Source organism: Acetobacter malorum (assembly GCF_002153605.1).
GTDB classification, from domain to species: Bacteria; Pseudomonadota; Alphaproteobacteria; order Acetobacterales; family Acetobacteraceae; genus Acetobacter; species Acetobacter malorum_A.
On sequence record NZ_JOPG01000026.1, the window covers coordinates 26,925 to 48,296 of the forward strand.

The window sequence follows — 21,372 nt, forward strand, 5'->3', positions numbered from 1 at the left end:
CTGCGGCTGCCGCTCCCTGACGTCTATCTTCAGACAGCATGGGAACGTACCCCTTTGCCTGTATGGAACCAGTCAGACTTTTTCAAGGCGTTGAAGAGACGCTGCCCCCTCACCTTACCTCAAACGCGCCCGAGCCGATCCGCCAGCCGCCCCCACACAATGCGGCCTGCTACACCCATTTTCCAGGCAAAATGCCCCATAATCGGTTTAACCGGAGTTGGCGGAAACAGCGGCGTCCCCTCCCCCGTCACAGAGTGCGCAATGTTCTGCCCCATGACCGTCGCCATGGCCACGCCCCGCCCGTTATAGCCCACACAGGCCAGCAAGCCCGGTTCTGGCTCATGCCAGTGCGGATAATGGTCCAGCGTGATACCCAGTTGCCCGTTCCAGCCATGGGTCCAGCTGATATCACGCAACTCTGGCCAAAGCGTCAAAGCCCGCTGCATCAGATACGGAAAAGCCGAAGCCCCCTGTAAATGATGAGAATAGGACCGTCCGCCCATCAGCAAACGTCGCTGCGCATCCACCCGGTAGTACGTGGTAATCTGACCCAGTTCATACAAAACTTCATGCTGCGCCAAAATCCGGGCCACATAGTCATCCGGCAAAGGCGTACTGGCTACAATGCCGCTATGGACCGGCACCACAGACCGCCGCAGCGCATCCCACGCTTTGTCTGTATAGCCATTCGTTGCAAACAGCAGCTTATCAGCACGCACAAAACCCTGTGCCGTCTGCACCTGCCATGCATCCCCCTGACGACTAAAAGAGGTGACCCGCGTTCCTCCATAAAGGTTCGCCCCGGCTTTGACCGCAGCCCGTGCAAGGCCCCGTGTATAAGCCAGAGGATCAATCTGCCCCCCGCGAGCATCCAGCATTCCACCGCAATACGAAGCGTTACCGGACCGTGCCTCCATGTCCGCAGGTTCCAGCCATTGCACCGGCCAGCCGCGCGTCAGGCACTCGTCTGTCAGGGCCCGCAAAGGTGCGAGTTGCGCGGGCGCTGTGGCGGCTCTGAGTGTGCCACCTCGCAGGGCCGCACACGCAATGCCGTGCCGCTCAATCAGATTAAAAACCAGATTGGGCGCGTTCCAGGCGGCTTCCACCAGAGCTGGCCCGTAAGCAGGGCCAAAATCCTGCTCAACCTGCGAGGGTAGAGGCTTGAGGCCAGGGTTCACCTGCCCGCCATTGCGACCGGACGCCCCCCAGCCGGGCTGTTCGGCCTCCAGCACAACCACCTGCACACCTTTTTCAGCAAGGTGAAGTGCGGTCGAAAGCCCGGTGACACCAGCCCCTATAATGGCGATATCGGCACGCGTGCTGCCATCAAGGGGCGGATAAACCAGACCACCCCCGCCGTCTGCTGCATAAAGGCTGGCTACAGTGTTCATGCGTCCTCGCCGTATCCAATAATGGCTTTGATTTCCAGAAAGTCTGTCAATCCGAAGGAACTACATTCGCGCCCGTTCCCAGACTGACCATAGCCGCCAAACGGGGCTGCCACAGTCCATGCGGCCCCGTTGATATTCACGTTCCCGGCCCGCAAGCGGCGCGCCACGGCTCTGGCGTGCTTCAGGTCACCAGACTGAACATAGGCCCCCAAACCATAAGGGGTATCATTGGCAATCTGAATGGCCTGCTCTTCATCATCGTAAGCCAGAATGGACAGAACCGGCCCGAAGATTTCCTCACGCGAGATAGTCATATCCGGCGCAACATTCCCAAACACGGTGGGCTTGACGTAATACCCTGTTTCCAGCCCCTCCGGTTTCCCAAGCCCGCCCGTTACAAGGGTCGCTCCTTCTTCAATGCCTTTGGCAATCAGCTTCTGAATCCGGTCATACTGCACAGCACTCACAACCGGGCCAAGCTGCGTGCTTTCATCCGCCGGAGAGCCCATTTTGAAGGACTCAGCAGTCTTTTTGGCAATCTGCATAGCCTGTTCCATCTGCGCACGCGGCACCAGCATACGCGTTGGCGCGTCACAGGACTGGCCTGAATTACTAAAGCAGCCTTTAACGCCACGCGTTACGGCATCTTCAAAGTCAGCATCAGGCAGAATGATGTTTGGTGATTTCCCGCCAAGTTCCTGATGCACACGCTTGACCGTTTCCGCAGCCAGTTTTGCAACAGCAATACCGGCACGGGTCGAGCCGGTAATAGAAACCATATCCACATCAGGATGGCTGGCAATGGCCTCCCCCACTCCGGGCCCGTCACCATTGACCATATTATAAACACCTGGCGGCAGGCCTGCTTCATCCAGAATTTCTGTAAAGACCAATGCGCTGAGCGGTGCGACCTCGCTGGGTTTCATCACTACCGTGCACCCTGCGGCCAGCGCGGGGGCGACCTTGCACATAATCTGGTTCATCGGCCAGTTCCAGGGCGTAATCAGCCCCGCAACCCCAACGGCTTCCCGGGTGATCAGAATATCATCCCGCATTTCCTCAAACACGTAGGTTTTCAGGGCTGAAATCATTTCTTCCAGATGCGCCAGACCGGCCCATGTCTGGCTGTCCCGCGCCCGGGCAATGGGAGAGCCCATTTCCTGAGAAATTGCCTGCGCCATATCTTCAGAGCGTTTTTTATAAATAACAAGAATACGCTCCAGCACAGCCAGCCGCTCTTCCCGCGTGGTGACGGACCATGCCGGAAAAGCCTTGCGTGCCGCCGCCACAGCCCGGTTTACGTCTTCGGCTTCCCCAAGGGCGATCGTGCTGCACACTTCTTCCGTTGCTGGGTTGATAACATCCAGCGTGCGGCTACCAACCGGGTTAACCCACTGGCCGTCATAATAAAATTGCAAAGCATGAGACATGGCGTGCTCGTTCCTTAAAGGATGATATTTTGATCGACCATCAGGGCATTTGTTGCAATAGTCATACAAACAACCGGGAACTGATGGATATGAAGGCTCTGATACTGGCGCAGGGCACACTGTGGATCATCATGGTGCTGACTGCCGCTGTCGCCCTGCTGCTGCTCAAACAGGTTAAAGCGCTTTACCGCAAAATTGCGCCCCTTGGCGCTCTGGCTCCGGTCGCCCCCACAGCCTCCCGGCTGGACGCCCATCCCGAGACAACGCTGAACGGGCAGGATGTTATTATCGGTGGTCAGCGGCCCAGTGGCAGAAAATTGCTGTTGCTGTTTGTCTCCGGCACCTGCCCCATTTCGCAAAAAATGGTTTCCATCACGCGTGATTTCTGCGTCCGGGAAAAACTCGACCTGCTGTTTGTGGGGGATGATACGCCGCAGGCGCAGGAAGAGGCGATATCCACTCTCGGCATCACCCCGCGTGACATGGTCAACTCCGCCACAATCGGCCGCCTGCTGGGGGTGGACCGTGTTCCCTTTGCCGTACTTCTGGCTGCGGATGGCACCGTGGAAGCCCGCGGACTGGTCAACAATCGGGAACATCTGGAAAGTCTGCTGAGCGTCATGGAAACGGGCCACAGCTCCATTCAGTCTTTTCTGGAAGCCAACCCGCATGCTCTTTCGCCCTCTTAACGGGGGCACTGCGCCGCAGCGCGGGCCAGCACCTCGGCCCGTAAGGCCAGAAGATCAGTTGAGGCAATGGCCTGTGCACGTAAGGTATGAATTTCCGCAGCCGTAAAAGGCTTGGTGCCCATTGGCGTGCTGGCACCGCCCATGCGAAACAGCACAAAATTCATGACATCCGCCAGCTCCTGATCATCCCGGATCAGGGACATGGAAACACCGGGCACCCGCCCGATGTAGGCCCGCCCCTCCGCAGAGCAGGCAAATGTGCCGACATGGTCTCGCAAAATCGGCACAAACGTGCGGGCTGAAACACCCTCAATCCCGTGGCACCCACCACAATGGGTCAGATAGTTTGTGGTGGCATGGTCCAGTAGCGCGGCCTGCGCTCCGGGAGACATATCAGCACAGAACAGAAACGCGGACACCGCCCCTACCAGACAAAGGATACGTCTGGCAGGCCGCAGCGTGCGTCCCCCTACAACATTACGGAATAGGGTGTGCAGCATTCAGCGCATTCCGTTCAGCCTGCATTTCCGGTCCCTTTTTAGGGGTCGCGCGAGCGGCCTTTACATCATCAGCCGTAATGGTCGGGGCCGTTGAGGTATCCCCCAAAGACGCAATGTAGGTCAGCACGGCCGCAATATCGTCATCAGAAAGCGCTTTCAGAGACGGCATAAACCCGGCATAGGCAGCGCCCCCGGCCTGAATGGGCCCATGCAAGCCATTCAGCACAACATCCATCAGGTATTTCTTGCCTTCAGGCGTGGCTGCAATTTTATCAATCCGGTTTTTCAGAACAGGAAACTGGCCCGGCATCCCTGCCCCACCAGCCTGATGGCACACGGAGCAGTTGGTGTTGTAGACCGTCAGCCCATCGGATGCGGCGTGGGCAGAACCCGCCAGAACCGGAGCCGCGGCAAGAACACCAGCCAGAAGACGTAAACCGTGTTTAATCATGATGCATTCCCAACAATAACAGAAGTCGAACAATTATAGATCAGTGCGCCTGTACCAAAGCACCAGATGATATCATTATTGGCCTGAGGCCGGTAGCTTGGCTGGTCACCCTCCGTGCCAACGCACATGGGCTGGCTACACGCATCTTGTCCGCAACAGTCCCGATACGCAACAAGGTAGGACTGCCCATCTCCGGGGTTAAAGCAGGTGCCAATCCATGAGGTCGGGGACGGGCTGGTCCCCGGTGGGCAGCTATGAACACCACCGCCGCAGGACGCACACAGGAACCCGTCAATCGCGCAATAACGCCAGTAATTACAGGCCGTAGCGTCCGTCGTCTGCGCATCAGCAGCAAAGGGCGTGGGGGCCTTGAATTTGGGTTTAGCCGTCTGCGCGGCGGAAGCCCGCTCAACCGGCAAGGTCGGGATCAACGCCCCAAACGTCACCCACGCGCCCACACGCCCCAGCAAGCCACGGCGGGAGCTGTGACCCGCCACATGACGGGTGAAACGCTCAATCGTGCGGTCCAGCAGGCTGTGTGCTGTGCCCTCTTTTTCAGCGCGCGCTCCAGACCGTGCGGACACATCAGACTGCAACATGAGAGGTCTCCTTCATTTGGGCCGGACGTGCCTGCGGCAACGTGGCAACCAAAGCTTCAATTTCGCGGCGGCTGCTGGCAACGTCCCGCGCCGTAATGACACCACGGGGGTCAAGCACCACCAAAGTCGGCAAACGGCCAATCTGCACCAGCAAAAGCAGTTCCATACTCACAAGCAACGGCACACCCTCAAGCGGCGTCCGCTGCGCCATGGCGGAAAGAGCGGTGACATCGCCCTCTCCTATCAGAACCAGATCAACGCCATGCTCCTGCGCTACCCCACGCGCCACAGGCAGCGCCCGCTTACAAACGGGGCAATCCGCAGAGACAAACATCAGCATCACGGCGCGGCCAGTTGCACTGGTCCCCCCAATGGCAACTGGCGCATCGGCCAGCGTGCGGGCTGTAACCTGCGGCAGCGCCTGTCCGGCCTGCAAGCCAGACAGAACCGGCTGCACGCCAATAGGGGCCAGTCTCTCATGCAGCACACCAATCTGGCGGGCCAGCACAAACACACCCAGCGCCAGCCCAAGTGTAAAAACTGTCAGCAATAATGTAGAAACTGTGAGAATAATCAGCATCAGCTCAGCGCCTCCGACCCTGTAAGAGACGCCGTTGCCACGCAGAGCAGCAAAAGGGAAACGCCCATAAGCAACCCTTCAACACACAGCAGACCAAACTCCGGCTGACCACACAGCCCTACCAGAAAAACCAGCACCGCCAGCGCCACATTACGGAACACAGAAGCCCATGACAGACGCGCATCCACACCCGGAATGCATCCGCAGGACAGATGAGTGCGGCCCCGTGCCACATTGATCCCCATCGCCCCTGCAAACACCAGCAGCAGTACGGCCGAGACCAGTCCAGCCGCCAGTGTGGCTGCACCGGAAAACAACCATATCCCCAAAAGGGTTTCCGTCACGATAATGGCGTAGGCAGCGGGGAACGCCGCATCCAGCGGCAACAGACGATAGGCTGCAATATCTGAGGCAAACCGGGCGCTGTCTGTAGCCTTCCCAATCCCCGTGAACAGGAACAGCGCACCAAACGCCCCGCTCCCTAACGCCCCCAGCATGTGAAGTAAAAGACTATGCACGCTCATTCACCCAGCGCGATGGTGAAGTAGAGGTCATCACCAAGATGCGGCATCTTGTGCAGTTGCTTCCCGCTTTTCATGTCCCAGATAAACAGATCACCCGCATTGTCGTTGGTAAACAGGAGCGGCTTGTCATCCTGCGTGACCCCCACCATCGTGGCGGGCACAGGCAGAGGAATACGGCGCACAAGTTTATGCGTTGAAGTATCCAGCTCCCAGATTTCCGTGCCTGCCTTTTTATGGGTCCAGAACGTCCCTTCATGCATCAGCACAAACAGGTGTCCGCTGGCATAATGCAGTGCGGATAACTGCCAACCACCCGGACGCCATGTTTTGGCAAAAGGCGCTTCAGCCGCAGGCGCTTTTTTCATGCCGGCTGCTTCCTGGATAGACCAGGGGGCCTCCACCTTGCTATCGGCTGAAAGTGCCGTGGGATAGACAAGCCCGCTGTAGGAAATAAACCACGTTTTGCCATCAGGCCGCCGGGTGGGGCTGTGTTCAAAAACAGCATCCTTCTCCGGATCAAAAAACGGCTTGGTATGTACAACCTCCGCTTTGCCATTCTTCAGGCTGACATTGGCAAGACCACCGTCCGCACAGATGGACGTAAACCCGTCATTCCCCCACGGATAGGCCAGTGCACACCCCGGCAAATCAACCGTCTGGCTGACCTTATGCGTAGCTGTATCCACAACATGCACGGCATTAGTCGGCACCATGGAAAACACATAGACCCGCCCGCCATCCTGACTGATAGCAAGATCGTTTTTCTTGGGGGTGACCAACGCCCGGCCCGGCAGCACTTCGTCATTGGTAATGGTCAGCGTTTGCGGGTCATACGCGGGCAAAAGGTCAAGACGATCGCCGCGATTACCGCGTGACCAGACCGTCTCCGCGACATAAAACGCCCGGCCCCTGGGGTCCTGCACCACGTTGCCGTTATAGGCCGCCTGCACCATGCCCAGCAGCTTGCCCTTGTCTGCATCCACCACGTAAATACGGCCATCCTTAGCGTGCGTGCCCGCAGTATCCTGCACCAGAATACGATGCGGCGTGACCGGAGAAAGCTTAATAATGTCGCTTTCTTCTTCCTGCACAACCGGCTCATCTGCCCACGCTTTAAGGGACGCCACGGAAGACGCTCCCAGTGCCACAAGACCCAGCACGAGAGCCGCCGTGCCAGACCGGAGAGCTGTGGAATAGCGCATAAAATCAAACCCCTTGGCTGATAAAGCAGATGAATACGCAGCAACACTGCGCAGGGAGAAGAAGAGTGTCATTCTCTGGCATCGGACGCAACGCTCCCGCAACGAAGTTTTATCCAACCACCCAGCGTAATCAGGCACAGGGCCACCGCCCCCACAGCCAGTTCATGCCGTGTTTCCGGCGCGCCAAGCATGGAGAGCAAAACGCCCACGAGCATGACAATAGCCAGCCACCCCTTCCACGCGCCCGACCGATATAACCGCAACCGCGCACAGACAATGAGGAGATTATAGACCATGATGAATGCGCCCGTTGTGGCTACCAGAAAGGCAAACACAACACCCGGGGAGAGCACGGCAGTCGCAGAGACCAGCAGCGCCACGGCAGAACTGGCCAGCACAGCCCGACGCGGCAAATGCGCCCGGGGAGCCATGACCTGCAGGGCACGCGGCACGTCTCCCCTGCACGCCATTTCATACACCACGCGGGATGTGGCGTATAAACCGGAATTGAGCGTGGACAAGGTTGCCGACAAAATGACCAGCGTCATCACCGTACTGGCATACGGCACATGAAAGCGTTCAAGCGTGAGGAGAAAAGGAGAGACCCCACGCACAGTCTCTGACCATGGCATCAGGCACAAAATCAAGGTGATTGAACTCAGGTAAAACACCAGCAACCGGAGTGCGACCGTACGCGTAATACGGGCAATATTGCGGTCCGGGTGGTCTGATTCCAAAGCAGCAATGGTCGCGACCTCACTCCCCGTCATGGAAAACAAAGCCGTGGGCACTGCCGCCAGAAAGGCAAAAGCCCCCAGCGGCATAAAGCCACCATGCCCAAATAGGTTCTCCGTCACAGGGACAGAATGTCCACCCAGCAACACAACACCAATCACAACAAACACACAGAGTGCCGCAACCTTTATGAGAGCAAACCAATACTCACATTCACCGTAATTTCTGACAGACATCAGATTAATCGCGGTCATGACGGCAAGAATGACAATTTCAATAACTGCATACGGCACAGGCACATAAGGCGCGATGAGAGACGCTGAGGCGATAACTTCCACCCCAAGCGTTGTGACCCATACCGCCCAATAGACCCAACCGGCCACAAACCCGGGCAACGGCCCCAGCGCATGCCGGATCTGGCTGACAAAAGACCCATGCCCCGGCGCGTGCAAGGCAATGTCCCGCAGCATGATATTGACCAGAAAGACGATCAGCCCGGAGAGAGCATAAGAAATCAGGACACTCGGCCCAGCCGTCAGGATAGCACCCGAAGAGCCAATAAAAAGCCCCGCGCCAATCACGCCACCAAGAGAAATCATGGTGATATGGCGCGGCCTGAGGCTATGAGCCAGTTGGGAGCTAGGCGTCGGGGCAGTCATGGACGCTCCCCTTCAGCCCGATACTGCCCATGTCCTGAAAGCTCCCACTCACCTTCCCCACTCATCCTGCGTGATGCCATGCGGACCTCAGCATTGTTGGGTTGGGGAAAGGCCTTCATCACAGCGTCAGAATTCCGCGCTGACAGTGCCGAAGAATTCGCGCACCGCCCCACGTTCCAGAGACTGATAATCTCCTGACATAGGGTTACCGTTCTGCCCCATCATGGAGATGTATTTGGAGTTGAACAGGTTGTAGACATTGAAATCCACCGAGAGGTTTTTGGCAAAACCAACTTTCCCAAAGTTATAACGTGCCCCTGTGCTGGCCAGCCAGTAGCCCGGCACAGACGTATCATTCACATAGCTGTAATAGCGCTTTGAATAATAGTGCACATCAAAATGTGTCTCGAGCCCTTTCCAGCGATAAGACAGATTAGCCTTATACATAAACTGCGGAAAGTTTACGATCTTCTTACCTTTGGTGTAATAAATACCATCTGATGTAGTAATATTTCCGCCATATGTCGAGTGATTATAGCTGACACTATTATAGATTGCCAGCCCTTTGATGGGCGTAAGCGTAACGGCGGCATCCACCCCATTTGTATGCACCGTGGTTGGCACAACGGTGGAAACAGGAGCCAGAATAGTGCCTTCCGTTGCAGCCTGAAGGCGATTTCTGGCATCCGCATGATATCCGGCCAGACTGGCCTGTATCAATTTATCGGTATAGCGATACCCGACTGCGTAGACCCAGTCTTTTTCAGGCGAAACACCATGCTGGAGCTTTTTGAAAGCATCCTGATCCTGCACAGACCAAGGAGAATTCCCAACCCCGTTTGGCAGAACCTGATAAGTCCGCATATTCTCCGCAAGATCAAAATAGAATTCATGATTTTTCAGGAAGCGGTAGCTCGCGCCAACATGGGGCAGAAATGCGCTGGACGCCGTCATACTCCCATTGGGCAGCGCATCAACGCCGGTATAATCTGAATTGTTATAGGTCGCACCACCAGCCGTCGTCGCCAGAACGGATTTAAAGCCTGCGGTCACACGCAGGTTCTCAACAGGACGCCAGGTATCCTGCAAATGGAACGCAAAGTTATTGGTTCTCCAGTTAAACCCATACCCCTGCTGGAACGCTTTGCCATAGGTATTGTATGGGCCAACCGTTTTCAGAGGGGCACCCTCTCCTAACGTTGGCTCATTATACCAGAACAGCCCGGCTTCCTGATTATTGTTTTCATACCAGACGCCGGTATCAAGACTATGGTTGGCAATTTTGTAAAGGAAGCTGCTTGTAAAACCATACCGCTCCTGCCGGTTCTGCCAGACTTCCTGTGAAAATGGCGCTTCTGTATCAGCAGAGGGCGTCGACGTATCAGAATACGTATAATACCCGGTCTGGCTGGTGCCATAAAGATTAGTGCGCCAGCGCAGCCGTTCCGTCAGAGCCAGATCAAAATTCAGGCCGCCCGTGTAGTTGGTCTCCTGCTGGCCACCGTCATACAGATAGGGCTCATCCCCATTGGCCTCAATGGCATCCGTGGTCGGAAGAGAGATATTTCCGGCAACATAATTATAAGCTTTTGCGTAATTAGGATAAAGATGCGGCGTGCGCCACCCAAGTCCTTTCAGCATTGCCAGAGACGTATCCCAATAGTTCCACTCCGCCAGGTCGCTCCAGTTGAAGAACGCCTTCATGACGCTTTCATGCCCGATAGGCTGCACCAGCTTGGCATCGACCTGTTGTTGAAACTGGGAGCCACCTCCAGCCCACATCCCTTCATCCGAGCGGGAATAGGCTGTCATAAACTTGGTACCTGTGCTGTTCAGCTTGCCACTATCCAGCCGCGCGTACGTCCGGAAAGAGCTATAGCTGCCAAACCCCTGAGAAACTTTGCCCCCTAGCTGGTCTTTAGGGTCTGCGGTTTCAAACTGCATTGTCCCACCCAATGTGGACGTGGAGGGCACATTAACGCCACCCGGCCCTTCCGAGATGATACTACGGTCAATATCATCAGAAATTGCTGCCTGAATGATGTTCAGCCCGTTATTGCTCTCATAGGTCTGGTCATTCAGCGGAATACCATCCAGCGTCACGCCAAGCTGATCCATAAAAAACCCGCGCACATAAATACTGGCACCCCACAGGTCGATCCCCAGAGGGTCGGTCGAGCTGAAACTGACCCCGGGCAGGCGGTCCGCTGCTTTCAGCACGGACGTACCGGGCGTGAACTGCTCCATGACAGCCTTGGACACCACATTGTCCGCACCGCGTGAAACGCTACGATGAGAGCTGACCTCAAGCGCTTCACTCCCACCCTGCACCGGCCCATGATCCCGATGCCGTGCAACAGGTGCCGCTGCTCCGGCAGCACGGCCCGCAGGCACATGAGAGGCCTTAGACACGCCACGCACAGGCCGCTTACCCCGGGGCGTATGATGTGCCTGCGTAGATACCGGCGCAGAAACCTCACCCGTCGCCGCTTTTGCGGAATCTGGTGCAAGCAGCACCGGCATTGTTAAAGCTGAGAATGACAATGCACATCGAAGAGGCAGTTTGCGGCGAGACGTGACCACATCTGCAAGTTTCTTTTTTCTGCTCACGTCTGTTTCTTCCACTTTAAAATGCCGGACAGGGCAAGGATTAAAACGCTTTGCTACGTTCAGGTGACCCGGCAAGGCCTCTGCGCAGTTCGCCGCAGGATGTGAACTTTCTTGCACAGATACAAAACAGATCAGGCGCCAGAAGCACCTTACAGGTCCCACAAGAAACGTTTCATTTATGTGATGATATGGAGAACAGTGCCATATCGCAACAGTTTTGTATGTTTTTCAAAACCCCGCGGACTGCAACCGTTCTCCACAGCATGCGTTCATTATAAAAAACACTTCAAACACAACGCCGCCCTCGCAGGTCCCTTTTTTTGCCTCACCCATCCCTCTTGCCAGAGCCTATAATTTTTCATTACGATTAAAAAATATAGAGCAGCGAAAGAATCAGACGTTATGGATGTTGGCGGCACACTTTACGCTTTACGCACACAACGCGGACTGTCCCAGCGCGAACTGGCAAGACGCTGCGGCGTTGCCAATGGCACAATTTCACTGATTGAATCCAACGCCATCAATCCTTCCGTCGGACTGCTTCGCCAGATTGTCCATGCTCTGCCTATGAATTTATCTGAATTTTTTGCATTCGAGCATCTGGAAGAGCGTAAGCTTTTCTACCGTGCGTCTGAACTGCGGGAAATTGGCGGCAAAGGGATTTCTTACCGCCAGATTGGCACCAACCTGAATGGTCGCGCCTTACAAATGCTGGATGAAGTCTACGCCCCCCGCACAGATACCGGTAAAACCATGCTGCACCATACGGGGGAGGAAGGAGGCGTTGTCATCAGTGGGGAAATAGAAGTCACCGTCGCAGACCAGCGCGCCATTCTCGGCCCCGGAGACGCCTACTATTTTGACAGCAATCTCCCGCACCGCTTCCGCAATATTGGCAAGGACCCCTGCCATATTGTCAGCGCCGCAACGCCCCCTAGTTTTTAAAGGCAGACGGTTTGATCTCTGTCTGCGTATTGCCAAAATGGGCCAGCACATAAGAGGCAATGGCCGCCAGCTCTTCCTCTGTATAGGCCTTTGAAAAACCGGGCATAAAAGCACGTCCCCGCCCGGTTTCAAGCGCCGTGCCGTCGCTCAAAACCTGCACCAGGTTATCTGCGGCCGGGTCTGACACACTATGCGCTCCAGCAAGCGCTGCCCACTCAGACTGTCGGCCTCGTCCATCCGGCAAATGGCACCCGGCACAGGCCTGCGCAAAAAGCCCCTGCCCCCTTCGTGCCGTTTCACTTAAGGCATGGTCTGGGTCGGTAGCCATAGTCTGCGCTACCGGCCCTTGGGCAATGGGAGGAAGACTACGCAAATACGTAACCATGGCCGCAATATCAGTTTGCGTCATATAGCGCAGACCATGCTCCACAGCTTCTGCCATCGGGCCTGATGCCGCCCCTTTGCCGCTTGCTTTACCGGTCGAAAGGTATGAAGTCAGCTGTTCGTCTGTCCAGCCGCCCAAACCGTGCTGTTTGTCTGATGTCAGATTATAGGCGCGCCAGCCCACCTGTACGGCTCCGGCATAGGCCTTACTGCTCAGGCCATACGTTATGGTTCGGGGGGTATGGCACTGGCTGCAATGCCCTAACGCTTCCGTCAGATAAGCCCCGCGGTTCCATTGTTCCGATTGAGCCGGATTGGGCTGGAAACGCTCATTCGGATTATTCAGCCAGTTCCAGAACATCATGCTCCATCGCTGGTTAAATGGAAAATACAGGGAGTTTTGCGGAGCCGGTGCATTTTCTGGCTTCAGACTAAACAGATACGCCTTGATCGCCAACGCATCCGCATCATTCAGCAACGTATACGCCGTATACGGCATAACGGGATAAAGATGCTTTCCTCCGCGCCCCACACCTTCCCGCAACATTTTAAGCCACTCGGCATCCGTGTAAGCACCAATGCCAGTTTGCTTGTCTGGCGTAATATTAACGGCAAAAATTGTACCAAACGGCAGCGCAAAAGGACGTCCGCCCGTAAGCCCTTTTCCATCCGGCGCAGCGTGGCAGGCGGCACAATCTGCTGCCCGGAAAAGATACTCGCCACGTTTGATTATCTCCGGGCGCGTATCGGGCCCAGACTCAGGAGCGCTCTCAGCAAAAGCCATGCTACCATGGAAGCAGAGCGTGAAGACTGCCGTCCCTTGCATAACATTTTTCAAATAGCGGAACGACATCATGCCTTTTCTCCGCCAAGCTGTTTGGCAAACGGAATGCGACGCAGGCGTTTTCCTGTTGCCGCAAACAGGGCATTTGCCAGCGCCGGAGCCGCTGCAACGGTGCCCACTTCCCCAATACCACCAATTTCCGCATCAGGGTCCGAGACCAGATGCACCTGAATATCTGGCGCTTCGTTCAGCCGCATCATGCGATAATTATGAAAGTTGGTTTGTTCAACCCGACCATCTTTCAAAGTGATTTCATTATAGAGCGCCATGGTTAGTCCAAAAATGAGGCCACCCTGAATTTGCGCGACAATACCATCGGGAAAGACGACCGGCCCGCAATCCACAGCGCTGTGTGCCTGAACAAGACGGATCTGCCCATTTTTCTCTACAGCGACTTCCATGACGGTTGCAGCCCATGTCTGAAAAGAATAATGGAGCGCGATCCCCATACCATGCCCGGGCGGAAGCTCTTTACCCCAACCGGACTGCTTCTCGACTTCATCCAGAACTTTCAGCGCCCGAGGCTGATGAGCCGCCAGCTTTTTACGAAGCGCCAGCGGATCCTGCCCGGATTGATGCGCAAGTTCATCAATCATGCTCTCAACAACAAACACATTATGGGTTGGACCGACCCCCCGCCACCAGAGCGTCGTCACCGCATCGGGTTCATCCCGGACAAATTCAACCAGTTGATCCGGCATCGCATACGGTGTTTGGGCCGCCCCTTCCACCGCATCAGGGTCAAGACCGTTCTGCATCCCCTCCGGATACCAGCGCGCCGTGACAGATGAACCGGTCGTGCGATGATGCCACCCGCTTAGGGCTCCATCCTGTGTCAGCCCAGCAGAAATCCGATCATAATAATACGGGCGGAACTGATCCTGCGTGATGTCCTCTTCCCGCGTCCAGATCAGCTTCACAGGATAAGACACCTGTTTTGCAAAATGCGATGCTTGACCAATAGAATTGGAATCCAGCCTGCGGCCGAACCCACCGCCTATCAGGTGATTATGCACAGCAATAGTCTCTGGACGTAAACCCGTTGCATCAGCAACCTCCTGCCGCGCGCGGCCCGGCACCTGCGTACCAACCCAGACATCCGCCCCGTCTGGCCTGATATGCACGGTTGTATTGATCGGCTCCAACGGCGCATGCGCCAGAAAGGGGAGTTCATAAACGGCATCAATACGCGTATGCGCCTGCTTTAAAGCCTCTAACGCATTGCCGTTTTTGACAGCCACAACACCAGACTGTTCTGATGCCTTTTTCATCCGTGCAACAATATCGCCTATCGACGTTGTCGCGTTTGGACCGTATTCCCACTGCGGAAAGGCCGCTTCCATCCCCTTGATCGCCGCCCACATATGCTCACCTATGATGGCAATGGCATCGGGGAGCGTCAGCACATCGACCACGCCCGGAACTGCCAGTGCTGCATCCCGATTATAGCCGGTCAAATGACCGCCCTTGACCGGACAGGCCATGATGCGGCCGATTTTCATACCCGGTATTTGGGCATCTATCCCGAACTGCGCGCTTCCGTTTGTTTTGGCTTTTGTATCCAGCCTGCGCGGGCTGGTGCCAATCAGGGTGAAATCAGAGGCCGGTTTAAGAGCAACTTTTGCCGGCACAGGCTGATGCATTGCAGCCTCAGCAAGCTCGCCATAAGCCAAGCTCCGCTCATCAGCGGGATGAAAAACCCGCCCGTCCCGCGCCTGACACGCACTTTCCGGCACTTTCCAGATTTGCGCAGCTGCCGCGACCAGCATCATACGGGCCGCAGCACCTGCTTCCCGCAACGGGATCCAGCTGTCCCTCGTTGAAGAAGACCCACCGGTTTCCTCTTCACCGGCCACGCTATCAACATAGGCAGGGTCAGCCGGGGCGGCCTCAACAGACACCTGATCCAGTGTCACGCCCAGTTCTTCCGCCAGCAGCATGGAGATGCCAGTGTAAATTCCCTGCCCCATTTCTGCATAACGCATAATGAGTGTCACAGCGCCCTGCTGCGTAATCCGAATGAACGCATTCGGCCTGAACACAACGCCCGTCGCTGTATCCTGCGCCTGAGAGGCTTTTAAAAGGGGTAGGCCCGGCAGAAATGCGGACAACAGAAAACCACCGCCCCCGCTTAAGGCAGCTCCCAACAAAGCCCGACGGGATGTCGACACGTTTTTAAGCTTCATGGGAGGCAGCTTTATGAATAGCTTTGCGAATGCGCACATATGTCCCGCAACGGCAGATATTACCGGCCATGGCCTCATCAATATCTGCGTCGGTTGGCTGAGGAATCTGCTGCAAGAGGGCAGTAGCGGCCATAATCTGCCCGGACTGACAATAGCCACACTGGATGACTTCCTCATCCAGCCAGGCCTGCTGCACCTTCGCCCCAGTTTCTGTGTGTTCAATCGCCTCAATGGTCAGGATATCATGCTCGGCAGCAGCAGCGACCGTCAGCAGACAAGCTCTGACAGGCTGCCCATCCAGATGCACAGTACATGCCCCGCACTGCGCCACCCCGCACCCGTATTTTGTGCCTGTCAGACGAAGAATATCGCGCAGCACCCAAAGCACCGGCATATCTGGCGGCACATCGACCTCGCGTACCACACCATTGATTTTGAGATCAAACCTCATGCGAGCCCGGCCTTACTGCAATTGTGGTGGATATCTGCCTGAGAGGATACCTCATTCTCGGCCAGAGAGCGCACTAAAAATGCACATACCCATCTTTTCAGAAGATATTTCCATTATAGAGACCCAATACACACATACGGTAGCAGCCTTAATTGTGTATCTTCCCCTTACATATCGCCAAAAACCCAATTTAATTTCTTAAAATCAGGACGAGAGCGCATCAGTCACCACAACTATATTTATAGAAATATAATGACTGATGCCTGACTTCAGAGGTCGCCGGTCAAAAACTGAGCGCGCCCCAGACCAAAGCTCCAATGCTCGTCAGAATTCTGCACAATGGACACCATGAGATCAGCTGGCTTCAGGCCACAGTCTTTCTCAAGCTTTTCCGCCAGAAGGCGATAAAACTCGGTAATCTGCTCTTTGGAGCGTGGACGAGACACCACCTGAAGCAGAACCACTTTATCGGTACGGGGGATATCCAGCCCCGTATCTTCAATAATCATGTGGGTTTTATCGTGCTCGGAAACGAGCTGATACCGGTCACGCTCTGGCACCTTGAAGGAGTCCAGCATGGCAGCATGAGCGGAATCCAGAAGCTCACGAATTTCGGTCGCGCTCCGGCTACCTTTGACAATGTGAAAATGCAGAAGAGGCATAAAAAACAATCCTTTTTAGAAAGAATTAGTAAAAACTCGAAACTTAGCCGACGGTTTCGATCACGTTTTGGAGTGTGCGCATCATGCTTTTCAACTCCTGCTCTGTGGAGATGAAAGGCGGCCCAAAGGAAATGATATCCCCCGTCACACGCAGCAGAAGACCCTGCCGCAGTCCTTCCTCGAATACGGCTGTGCCGCGCACCCCCGCCCCGGCTTCTGCAGGCTTCAACTCAACCGCAGCAGTGAGGCCGATATTGCGAATATCTGCAATATTTTTGACGCCTTTGAGGTTATGGGCGGCATCTTCCAGCACAGGTTCCAGCGCACGCACACGCTCAAACAGCCCTTCACCTTCCATCACATCCAGCACGACATGCCCCACAGCGGCTGCAAGTGGGTGACCGGAATAGGTGTAGCCATGGCAAAATTCGATGGCACTCTGGGGCCCCGTCATGAACGTCTTGTAAATCTCATCCGTTACAATCACGCCACCCATCGGCACCACACCATTGGTCACGGCCTTGGCGAACGTGATGATATCCGGCTTAACCCCAAAACGCTGCGCTGCAAAAGGCGCGCCCATCCGCCCAAAACCGGTAATCACTTCATCAAAAATCAGCAAAATACCGTATTGTGTGCAGAGTTCACGCAGCCGCTGCAAATAACCGAGAGGAGGCACAATCACACCAGTTGAGCCCTGAACAGGCTCCACAATCACCGCCGCAATGGTTGACGCATCGTGCAATGCCACCAGCCGTTCCAGATCCTCTGCCCGATGCGCGCCCCATGTCGGCTGGCCGCGGGTGAACGCCATGTGCTGAGGCTCATAGGTATGCCGCAGATGATCCACCCCTGACATCATACCCGCAGCGAACATCTTGCGATTAGAGAGAATTCCCCCCACCGACATACCGCCAAACCCGACACCATGATATCCACGCTCCCGCCCGAGCATGCGGAAGCGATTGCCTGCCCCTTTCAGCCGATGGTAACCCAGAGCCACTTTCAGGGCTGTATCGACGGCTTCAGACCCGGAATTAGCAAAAAACACATGGTTCATGCCTTCGGGAGCCATATCAGCGATACGCTGCGCCAGAGACAGCGCTCCTTCGTGCGTCAGCTGAAAACACGGGGCAAAATCAAGCGTCTCAACCTGTTTCCTGACAGCTTCCGCAATCAGAGGATGCCCGTGCCCCAAAGGGGTGCACCACAAGCCAGACAGCGTATCAAACACCTTTTTTCCATCAAGTGTTTGATAATAAGCCCCTTTAGCGGACACCAGCGTGCGAGGCGCAGGATTGGCCTGCAGCATTCGGCTGACCGTAAAAGGCTGCCAGTATGTTCCTTTTTCCGCAGCGGCAACTGGATCAAAATTTCCCGTCACATTTGACATAGACTGCTGTCCCCTTCTTACCGCCAGCACACCGCACAGGCGCATTCGGTAACAAATAGTAACGGTCTCCGTGTTTTACGCCTATGTACAGTTGCGCATATTTTTCAGAAACTGTACTGCTCTCTAATGGTTAAGACAGCCTCCCCGCCCCTTGCGCTTGATCCAAATCTGCCAACACCCCTCGTCGCCCAACTTGTCGAGGCCATTACCGCACAGATTCACAATGGCACCCTTGTCGTGCAGGAGCGGCTTCCCTCTATTCGCCGCATGGCGATGCTCTGCAACGTCAGCCCCGTTACAGTCGCCAACGCTTACACCCGGCTAGTCTCCGCAGGCCTGCTCGACGTGCGTGATCGGGGTGGGTATTCCGTCAAGGCCTCACCCCTTCAGGCGACACAACGCCCCCCCATCGACTCACTCTGGCTTTTACAACATGCGTATGAGGACAACGCGCCCATTATCAAAGCCGGATGCGGCTGGCTGGCGCAGCCCTATATTTTTACAAATGCTGTGAAGCAAGGGCTGAAAGCTCTTGAACAATCCTCCAATCTGGCCTCCATGCTGGATTACGGAAGCCCTTACGGCCTGAGTGAACTGCGCCGATCCATTCGGCGGTTGCTGGCAAAACGTGATATTCCCTGCGCTGAAGATGGCATCATTCTGACACATGGTGCCAGTCAGGCGCTGGAACTGGTCTTGCGGACCTTAACACAACCAGATGATACTGTGCTGGTGGATGATCCCGGCTACTGCAACCTGTATCCGCTTCTCCAAAGTCTGGGCCTCAAAGCCGTTGGCATAGCCCGAACGCCTGCCGGCCCCTGTCCGGAATTATTTGAGCGTGCCCTCAAGGCGCATCAGCCCAAACTATTTATAACGACCTCCATCCTTCACAACCCGACAGGAAGCTGTGTCACAACGGATAATGTCGCGACCATCCATGCTCTGACCGTCAAACATGGCGTTACCCTTGTTGAAGATAACATTTTTCTGGATTTGGCACCCGAAAGCCAGCCATGTCATGCACGCTATGATAAACTCCAGAACATCATTCATATTGGCAGTTTTTCAAAAACTATTGCGCCGGGCCTGCGCGTTGGCTATCTCGCCTGCGCTCCTGATATTGGCAAACGTATTCTGCGCTACAAAATGGCCACCAGCCTGACCAGCCCCGGATTAAATGAAGCAATGGTCCTGAATATTATAAAAACCGGTCAATACGGCCATCATTTGACTGACCTGAGAGAACGCCTGTTTCACGCCCAGAAAACTGTTTGCCAGTCTTTACTCACTATCGGCATGACGCTGCCCCTTCGTCCTATGGGCGGCCTGTTTGTGTGGGCACGTTTTAAGAAAGACGTCACCGCACACGCTGTTGCAGAACGTGCTGCTAAGAACGATATCCTGCTGGCACCTGGCTCCCTGTTCCGCCCCGAACGGTCAGAGTCACAGTGGTTCCGGTTTAACGTCACACACTCCAGCCACGCCCGTCTCTATGCCTTTTTAGAGAAAGAAAACAAAGGCCGCTAACGAAGCATACAATGACAAAAATTTCATAATACTCAGAGTGTCATAATAGTTTCACAAACAAGCAACGGCAAACTGCTAAATAGCCTCTGCATTGAGAGGTGACACAAGGTTATGCTGCCGAACACAGAGCGTAGCCATTGGCTGGCGCGTTATATCGTACCAAATGAGCATATTGTCCGCTCATGGCTTGCACGCTTCCCGGACTTTGAGGCCGATGACATTATTCAGGAAGCCTATGTCATTCTCTCGGAAGCCGACATCAGCAACGTCACCAATCCTGTCGGCTACTTCCATACCATTTGCCGCAATCTTGTTATACGGCACTACAAAAAAGCACAGATTGTCAGTGTAACTGCCATTGCTGATTTGCAAAATGACAGCCTGATTGATCAAACCCCTTCTGCGGAAGACATTACCAATGCTCGCGCAGAACTCCGGTTTCTGGAAGACGTTGTTCAGCAACTCCCCGAAACCTGTCGATATGTCTTTATTGACAGAAAAATAAATGGCTACGCACAAAAAGATTGCGCAAGGAGACTAGGCATATCAGAAAGAAGTGTCGAAAAGCGGCTTGCCAGAGCGCTTGTCCTGATCTCCAGATTTTATGGACAACGTGAAAAAGCCCCACATAACACACCAACAGGACTGACCCGTGGCAACAAAAGACTCTCCTGATGACGTTGCTGCACACTGGGTCGCCCACATAGATCGCGCTCCCCTTACAGAACAAGAAACGCAGGAACTGGAAACCTGGCTTCAGGCAGATATCCGGCATAAAGGCGCTTTCTTACGCAGTCAGGCCGTATGGCATGCCACAGAGCGAGCCAAAGCCCTTTATACTCCAACCCTCGCGCCCTTTCAGCGCACACAAAAGCCTTCCCGACGTGCGTTTATGTCCGCCGCCGTGGCCGCTTCTGTCGCCGCATGTGTCATCCCTGCAGAAAGTGGGGAAGCCAGAACCCGCTATAAGACGCAAAAAAATATACTGCACTGCGAGAACACAAAACAGCGCCAGATAGTGCTGGATTGCTATACTCAGCTTGAAGAGAAATCAGAACAAACCTCTTTACTCATGGGGCAATGTTTCATTACCGATAAGCATCGCTGTGTTAGAACGCAAAATTTACGGTTTCTGATTGATGGCGGCCTTTTGCTCGCAAAGGGTTCTTCATACGATAATGCCGTCGTGGTGAATGGCACTGCAACCATGCAGGGCCACAGACTGAAAGAACGCAAACACCTCTCCGTAGGCGCACAAGTGACTGTCACCCCGCAGGGCAGACTGCACTTTAGCACGGTCGATCAGGACACCCTTGCGCGTCTGACCGCATGGACACAAGGCCAGGTCTCTCTGGCGACAGAAACACTGTCTGAAGCCACAGATATTTTTAACAGATACAACCAGAAACAGCTTGTACCATCTTTCAGGCTCGCAGATATGCGCCTTTCTGGCCTGTTTGACCTGAACCGACCGGATGTCTTTGCTCAGGCCGTTAAAGCCATTCTCGGTGGACGCATCACGGAAGATGCCCACCACATTTTCCTTGAATAAAGGCTGTCTCGAAACTGTCACAAAAAAAGGCGGCGGGAATAACCGGGGAAAAGAC

20 protein-coding genes are annotated in these 21,372 nt (G+C 55.1%); 5 read left to right on the forward strand and 15 right to left on the reverse strand.

Features of this window, described 5'->3' with window-relative positions; genetic code table 11:
- Positions 1 to 119: 119 nt before the first annotated feature.
- Together HK23_RS11080 and HK23_RS11085 are read right to left on the reverse strand one after the other, a co-directional pair.
- Positions 120 to 1,391, reverse strand: coding sequence for an NAD(P)/FAD-dependent oxidoreductase (locus HK23_RS11080; RefSeq protein WP_086654004.1), 1,272 nt, complete (start codon positions 1,389 to 1,391; stop codon positions 120 to 122).
- Positions 1,388 to 2,821 carry an aldehyde dehydrogenase family protein gene (locus HK23_RS11085; protein ID WP_086654005.1) on the reverse strand — a complete coding sequence of 478 codons (1,434 nt, stop codon included), beginning with the start codon at positions 2,819 to 2,821 and terminating at the stop codon, positions 1,388 to 1,390. The genes HK23_RS11080 and HK23_RS11085 overlap by 4 nt, the downstream gene beginning before the upstream one ends.
- 29 nt (positions 2,822 to 2,850) lie before the next feature.
- On the opposite strand from HK23_RS11085, the gene HK23_RS11090 reads away from it, so the two are divergent.
- Entirely contained in the window at positions 2,851 to 3,510 is a 660-nt protein-coding gene (locus HK23_RS11090; RefSeq protein ID WP_256940163.1) for a thioredoxin domain-containing protein, read from the forward strand.
- Here HK23_RS11090 and HK23_RS14790 read toward each other — a convergent pair.
- The 8 genes from HK23_RS14790 to HK23_RS11130 all read right to left on the reverse strand — a co-directional run bounded on the left by HK23_RS14790 (position 3,507) and on the right by HK23_RS11130 (position 11,283).
- Positions 3,507 to 4,010 carry a c-type cytochrome gene (locus HK23_RS14790; protein WP_256940164.1) on the reverse strand — a complete coding sequence of 168 codons (504 nt, stop codon included), beginning with the start codon at positions 4,008 to 4,010 and terminating at the stop codon, positions 3,507 to 3,509. The two genes, HK23_RS11090 and HK23_RS14790, sit on opposite strands and share 4 nt — an antisense overlap.
- Positions 3,988 to 4,461, reverse strand: a complete 474-nt coding sequence (locus HK23_RS11100) for a c-type cytochrome (RefSeq protein WP_086654006.1) — start codon at positions 4,459 to 4,461, stop codon at positions 3,988 to 3,990. Before HK23_RS11100 ends, HK23_RS14790 begins: the two co-directional genes overlap by 23 nt.
- Complete coding sequence (gene mauA / locus HK23_RS11105; RefSeq protein ID WP_082881663.1) at positions 4,458 to 5,060, reverse strand: methylamine dehydrogenase (amicyanin) small subunit; 603 nt, start codon at positions 5,058 to 5,060, stop codon at positions 4,458 to 4,460. Before mauA ends, HK23_RS11100 begins: the two co-directional genes overlap by 4 nt.
- Positions 5,047 to 5,640 (reverse strand): redoxin family protein, encoded by a 594-nt coding sequence (locus HK23_RS11110; protein ID WP_086654007.1) that lies wholly within the window; start codon positions 5,638 to 5,640, stop codon positions 5,047 to 5,049. Before HK23_RS11110 ends, mauA begins: the two co-directional genes overlap by 14 nt.
- Positions 5,640 to 6,158 (reverse strand): MauE/DoxX family redox-associated membrane protein, encoded by a 519-nt coding sequence (locus tag HK23_RS11115; protein WP_086654062.1) that lies wholly within the window; start codon positions 6,156 to 6,158, stop codon positions 5,640 to 5,642. The genes HK23_RS11110 and HK23_RS11115 overlap by 1 nt, the downstream gene beginning before the upstream one ends.
- 2 nt (positions 6,159 to 6,160) lie before the next feature.
- A complete protein-coding gene (locus HK23_RS11120) occupies positions 6,161 to 7,366 on the reverse strand; it encodes an amine dehydrogenase large subunit (protein ID WP_086654063.1) in 1,206 nt (401 codons plus the stop codon).
- A gap of 68 nt (positions 7,367 to 7,434) precedes the next feature.
- Positions 7,435 to 8,760 (reverse strand): amino acid permease, encoded by a 1,326-nt coding sequence (locus HK23_RS11125; protein WP_086654008.1) that lies wholly within the window; start codon positions 8,758 to 8,760, stop codon positions 7,435 to 7,437.
- A 126-nt stretch (positions 8,761 to 8,886) separates the two neighbouring features.
- Positions 8,887 to 11,283: a TonB-dependent receptor gene (locus HK23_RS11130; protein ID WP_373270329.1), complete on the reverse strand. Its 2,397-nt coding sequence runs from the start codon at positions 11,281 to 11,283 to the stop codon at positions 8,887 to 8,889.
- 489 nt (positions 11,284 to 11,772) lie between these two features.
- On the opposite strand from HK23_RS11130, the gene HK23_RS11135 reads away from it, so the two are divergent.
- Positions 11,773 to 12,315 carry a cupin domain-containing protein gene (locus HK23_RS11135; RefSeq protein ID WP_063907567.1) on the forward strand — a complete coding sequence of 181 codons (543 nt, stop codon included), beginning with the start codon at positions 11,773 to 11,775 and terminating at the stop codon, positions 12,313 to 12,315.
- On the opposite strand, the gene HK23_RS11140 is transcribed toward HK23_RS11135, so the two are convergent.
- The 5 genes from HK23_RS11140 to aptA all read right to left on the reverse strand — a co-directional run bounded on the left by HK23_RS11140 (position 12,305) and on the right by aptA (position 18,235).
- On the reverse strand, positions 12,305 to 13,555 hold the full coding sequence (locus tag HK23_RS11140; RefSeq protein ID WP_256940166.1) for a cytochrome c: 1,251 nt from the start codon (positions 13,553 to 13,555) through the stop codon (positions 12,305 to 12,307). The two genes, HK23_RS11135 and HK23_RS11140, sit on opposite strands and share 11 nt — an antisense overlap.
- Positions 13,552 to 15,729 (reverse strand): xanthine dehydrogenase family protein molybdopterin-binding subunit, encoded by a 2,178-nt coding sequence (locus HK23_RS11145; protein WP_086654010.1) that lies wholly within the window; start codon positions 15,727 to 15,729, stop codon positions 13,552 to 13,554. Before HK23_RS11145 ends, HK23_RS11140 begins: the two co-directional genes overlap by 4 nt.
- Positions 15,719 to 16,180, reverse strand: a complete 462-nt coding sequence (locus HK23_RS11150; RefSeq protein WP_086654011.1) for a (2Fe-2S)-binding protein — start codon at positions 16,178 to 16,180, stop codon at positions 15,719 to 15,721. Before HK23_RS11150 ends, HK23_RS11145 begins: the two co-directional genes overlap by 11 nt.
- Positions 16,181 to 16,449: 269 nt before the next feature.
- On the reverse strand, positions 16,450 to 16,842 hold the full coding sequence (locus HK23_RS11155; RefSeq protein ID WP_063907571.1) for a tautomerase family protein: 393 nt from the start codon (positions 16,840 to 16,842) through the stop codon (positions 16,450 to 16,452).
- A 43-nt stretch (positions 16,843 to 16,885) separates the two neighbouring features.
- Positions 16,886 to 18,235, reverse strand: a complete 1,350-nt coding sequence (aptA, locus tag HK23_RS11160) for an omega-aminotransferase AptA (RefSeq protein WP_086654012.1) — start codon at positions 18,233 to 18,235, stop codon at positions 16,886 to 16,888.
- A gap of 126 nt (positions 18,236 to 18,361) precedes the next feature.
- Between aptA and HK23_RS11165 the strand changes: the two genes are divergently transcribed.
- From HK23_RS11165 to HK23_RS11175, 3 genes are all read left to right on the forward strand, one after another.
- Positions 18,362 to 19,765, forward strand: a complete 1,404-nt coding sequence (locus HK23_RS11165; RefSeq protein WP_086654013.1) for an aminotransferase-like domain-containing protein — start codon at positions 18,362 to 18,364, stop codon at positions 19,763 to 19,765.
- 111 nt (positions 19,766 to 19,876) lie between these two features.
- A complete protein-coding gene (locus tag HK23_RS11170; RefSeq protein ID WP_086654014.1) occupies positions 19,877 to 20,440 on the forward strand; it encodes an RNA polymerase sigma factor in 564 nt (187 codons plus the stop codon).
- Positions 20,418 to 21,317, forward strand: coding sequence for a FecR family protein (locus HK23_RS11175; protein WP_086654015.1), 900 nt, complete (start codon positions 20,418 to 20,420; stop codon positions 21,315 to 21,317). Before HK23_RS11170 ends, HK23_RS11175 begins: the two co-directional genes overlap by 23 nt.
- Positions 21,318 to 21,372 lie beyond the last annotated feature (55 nt).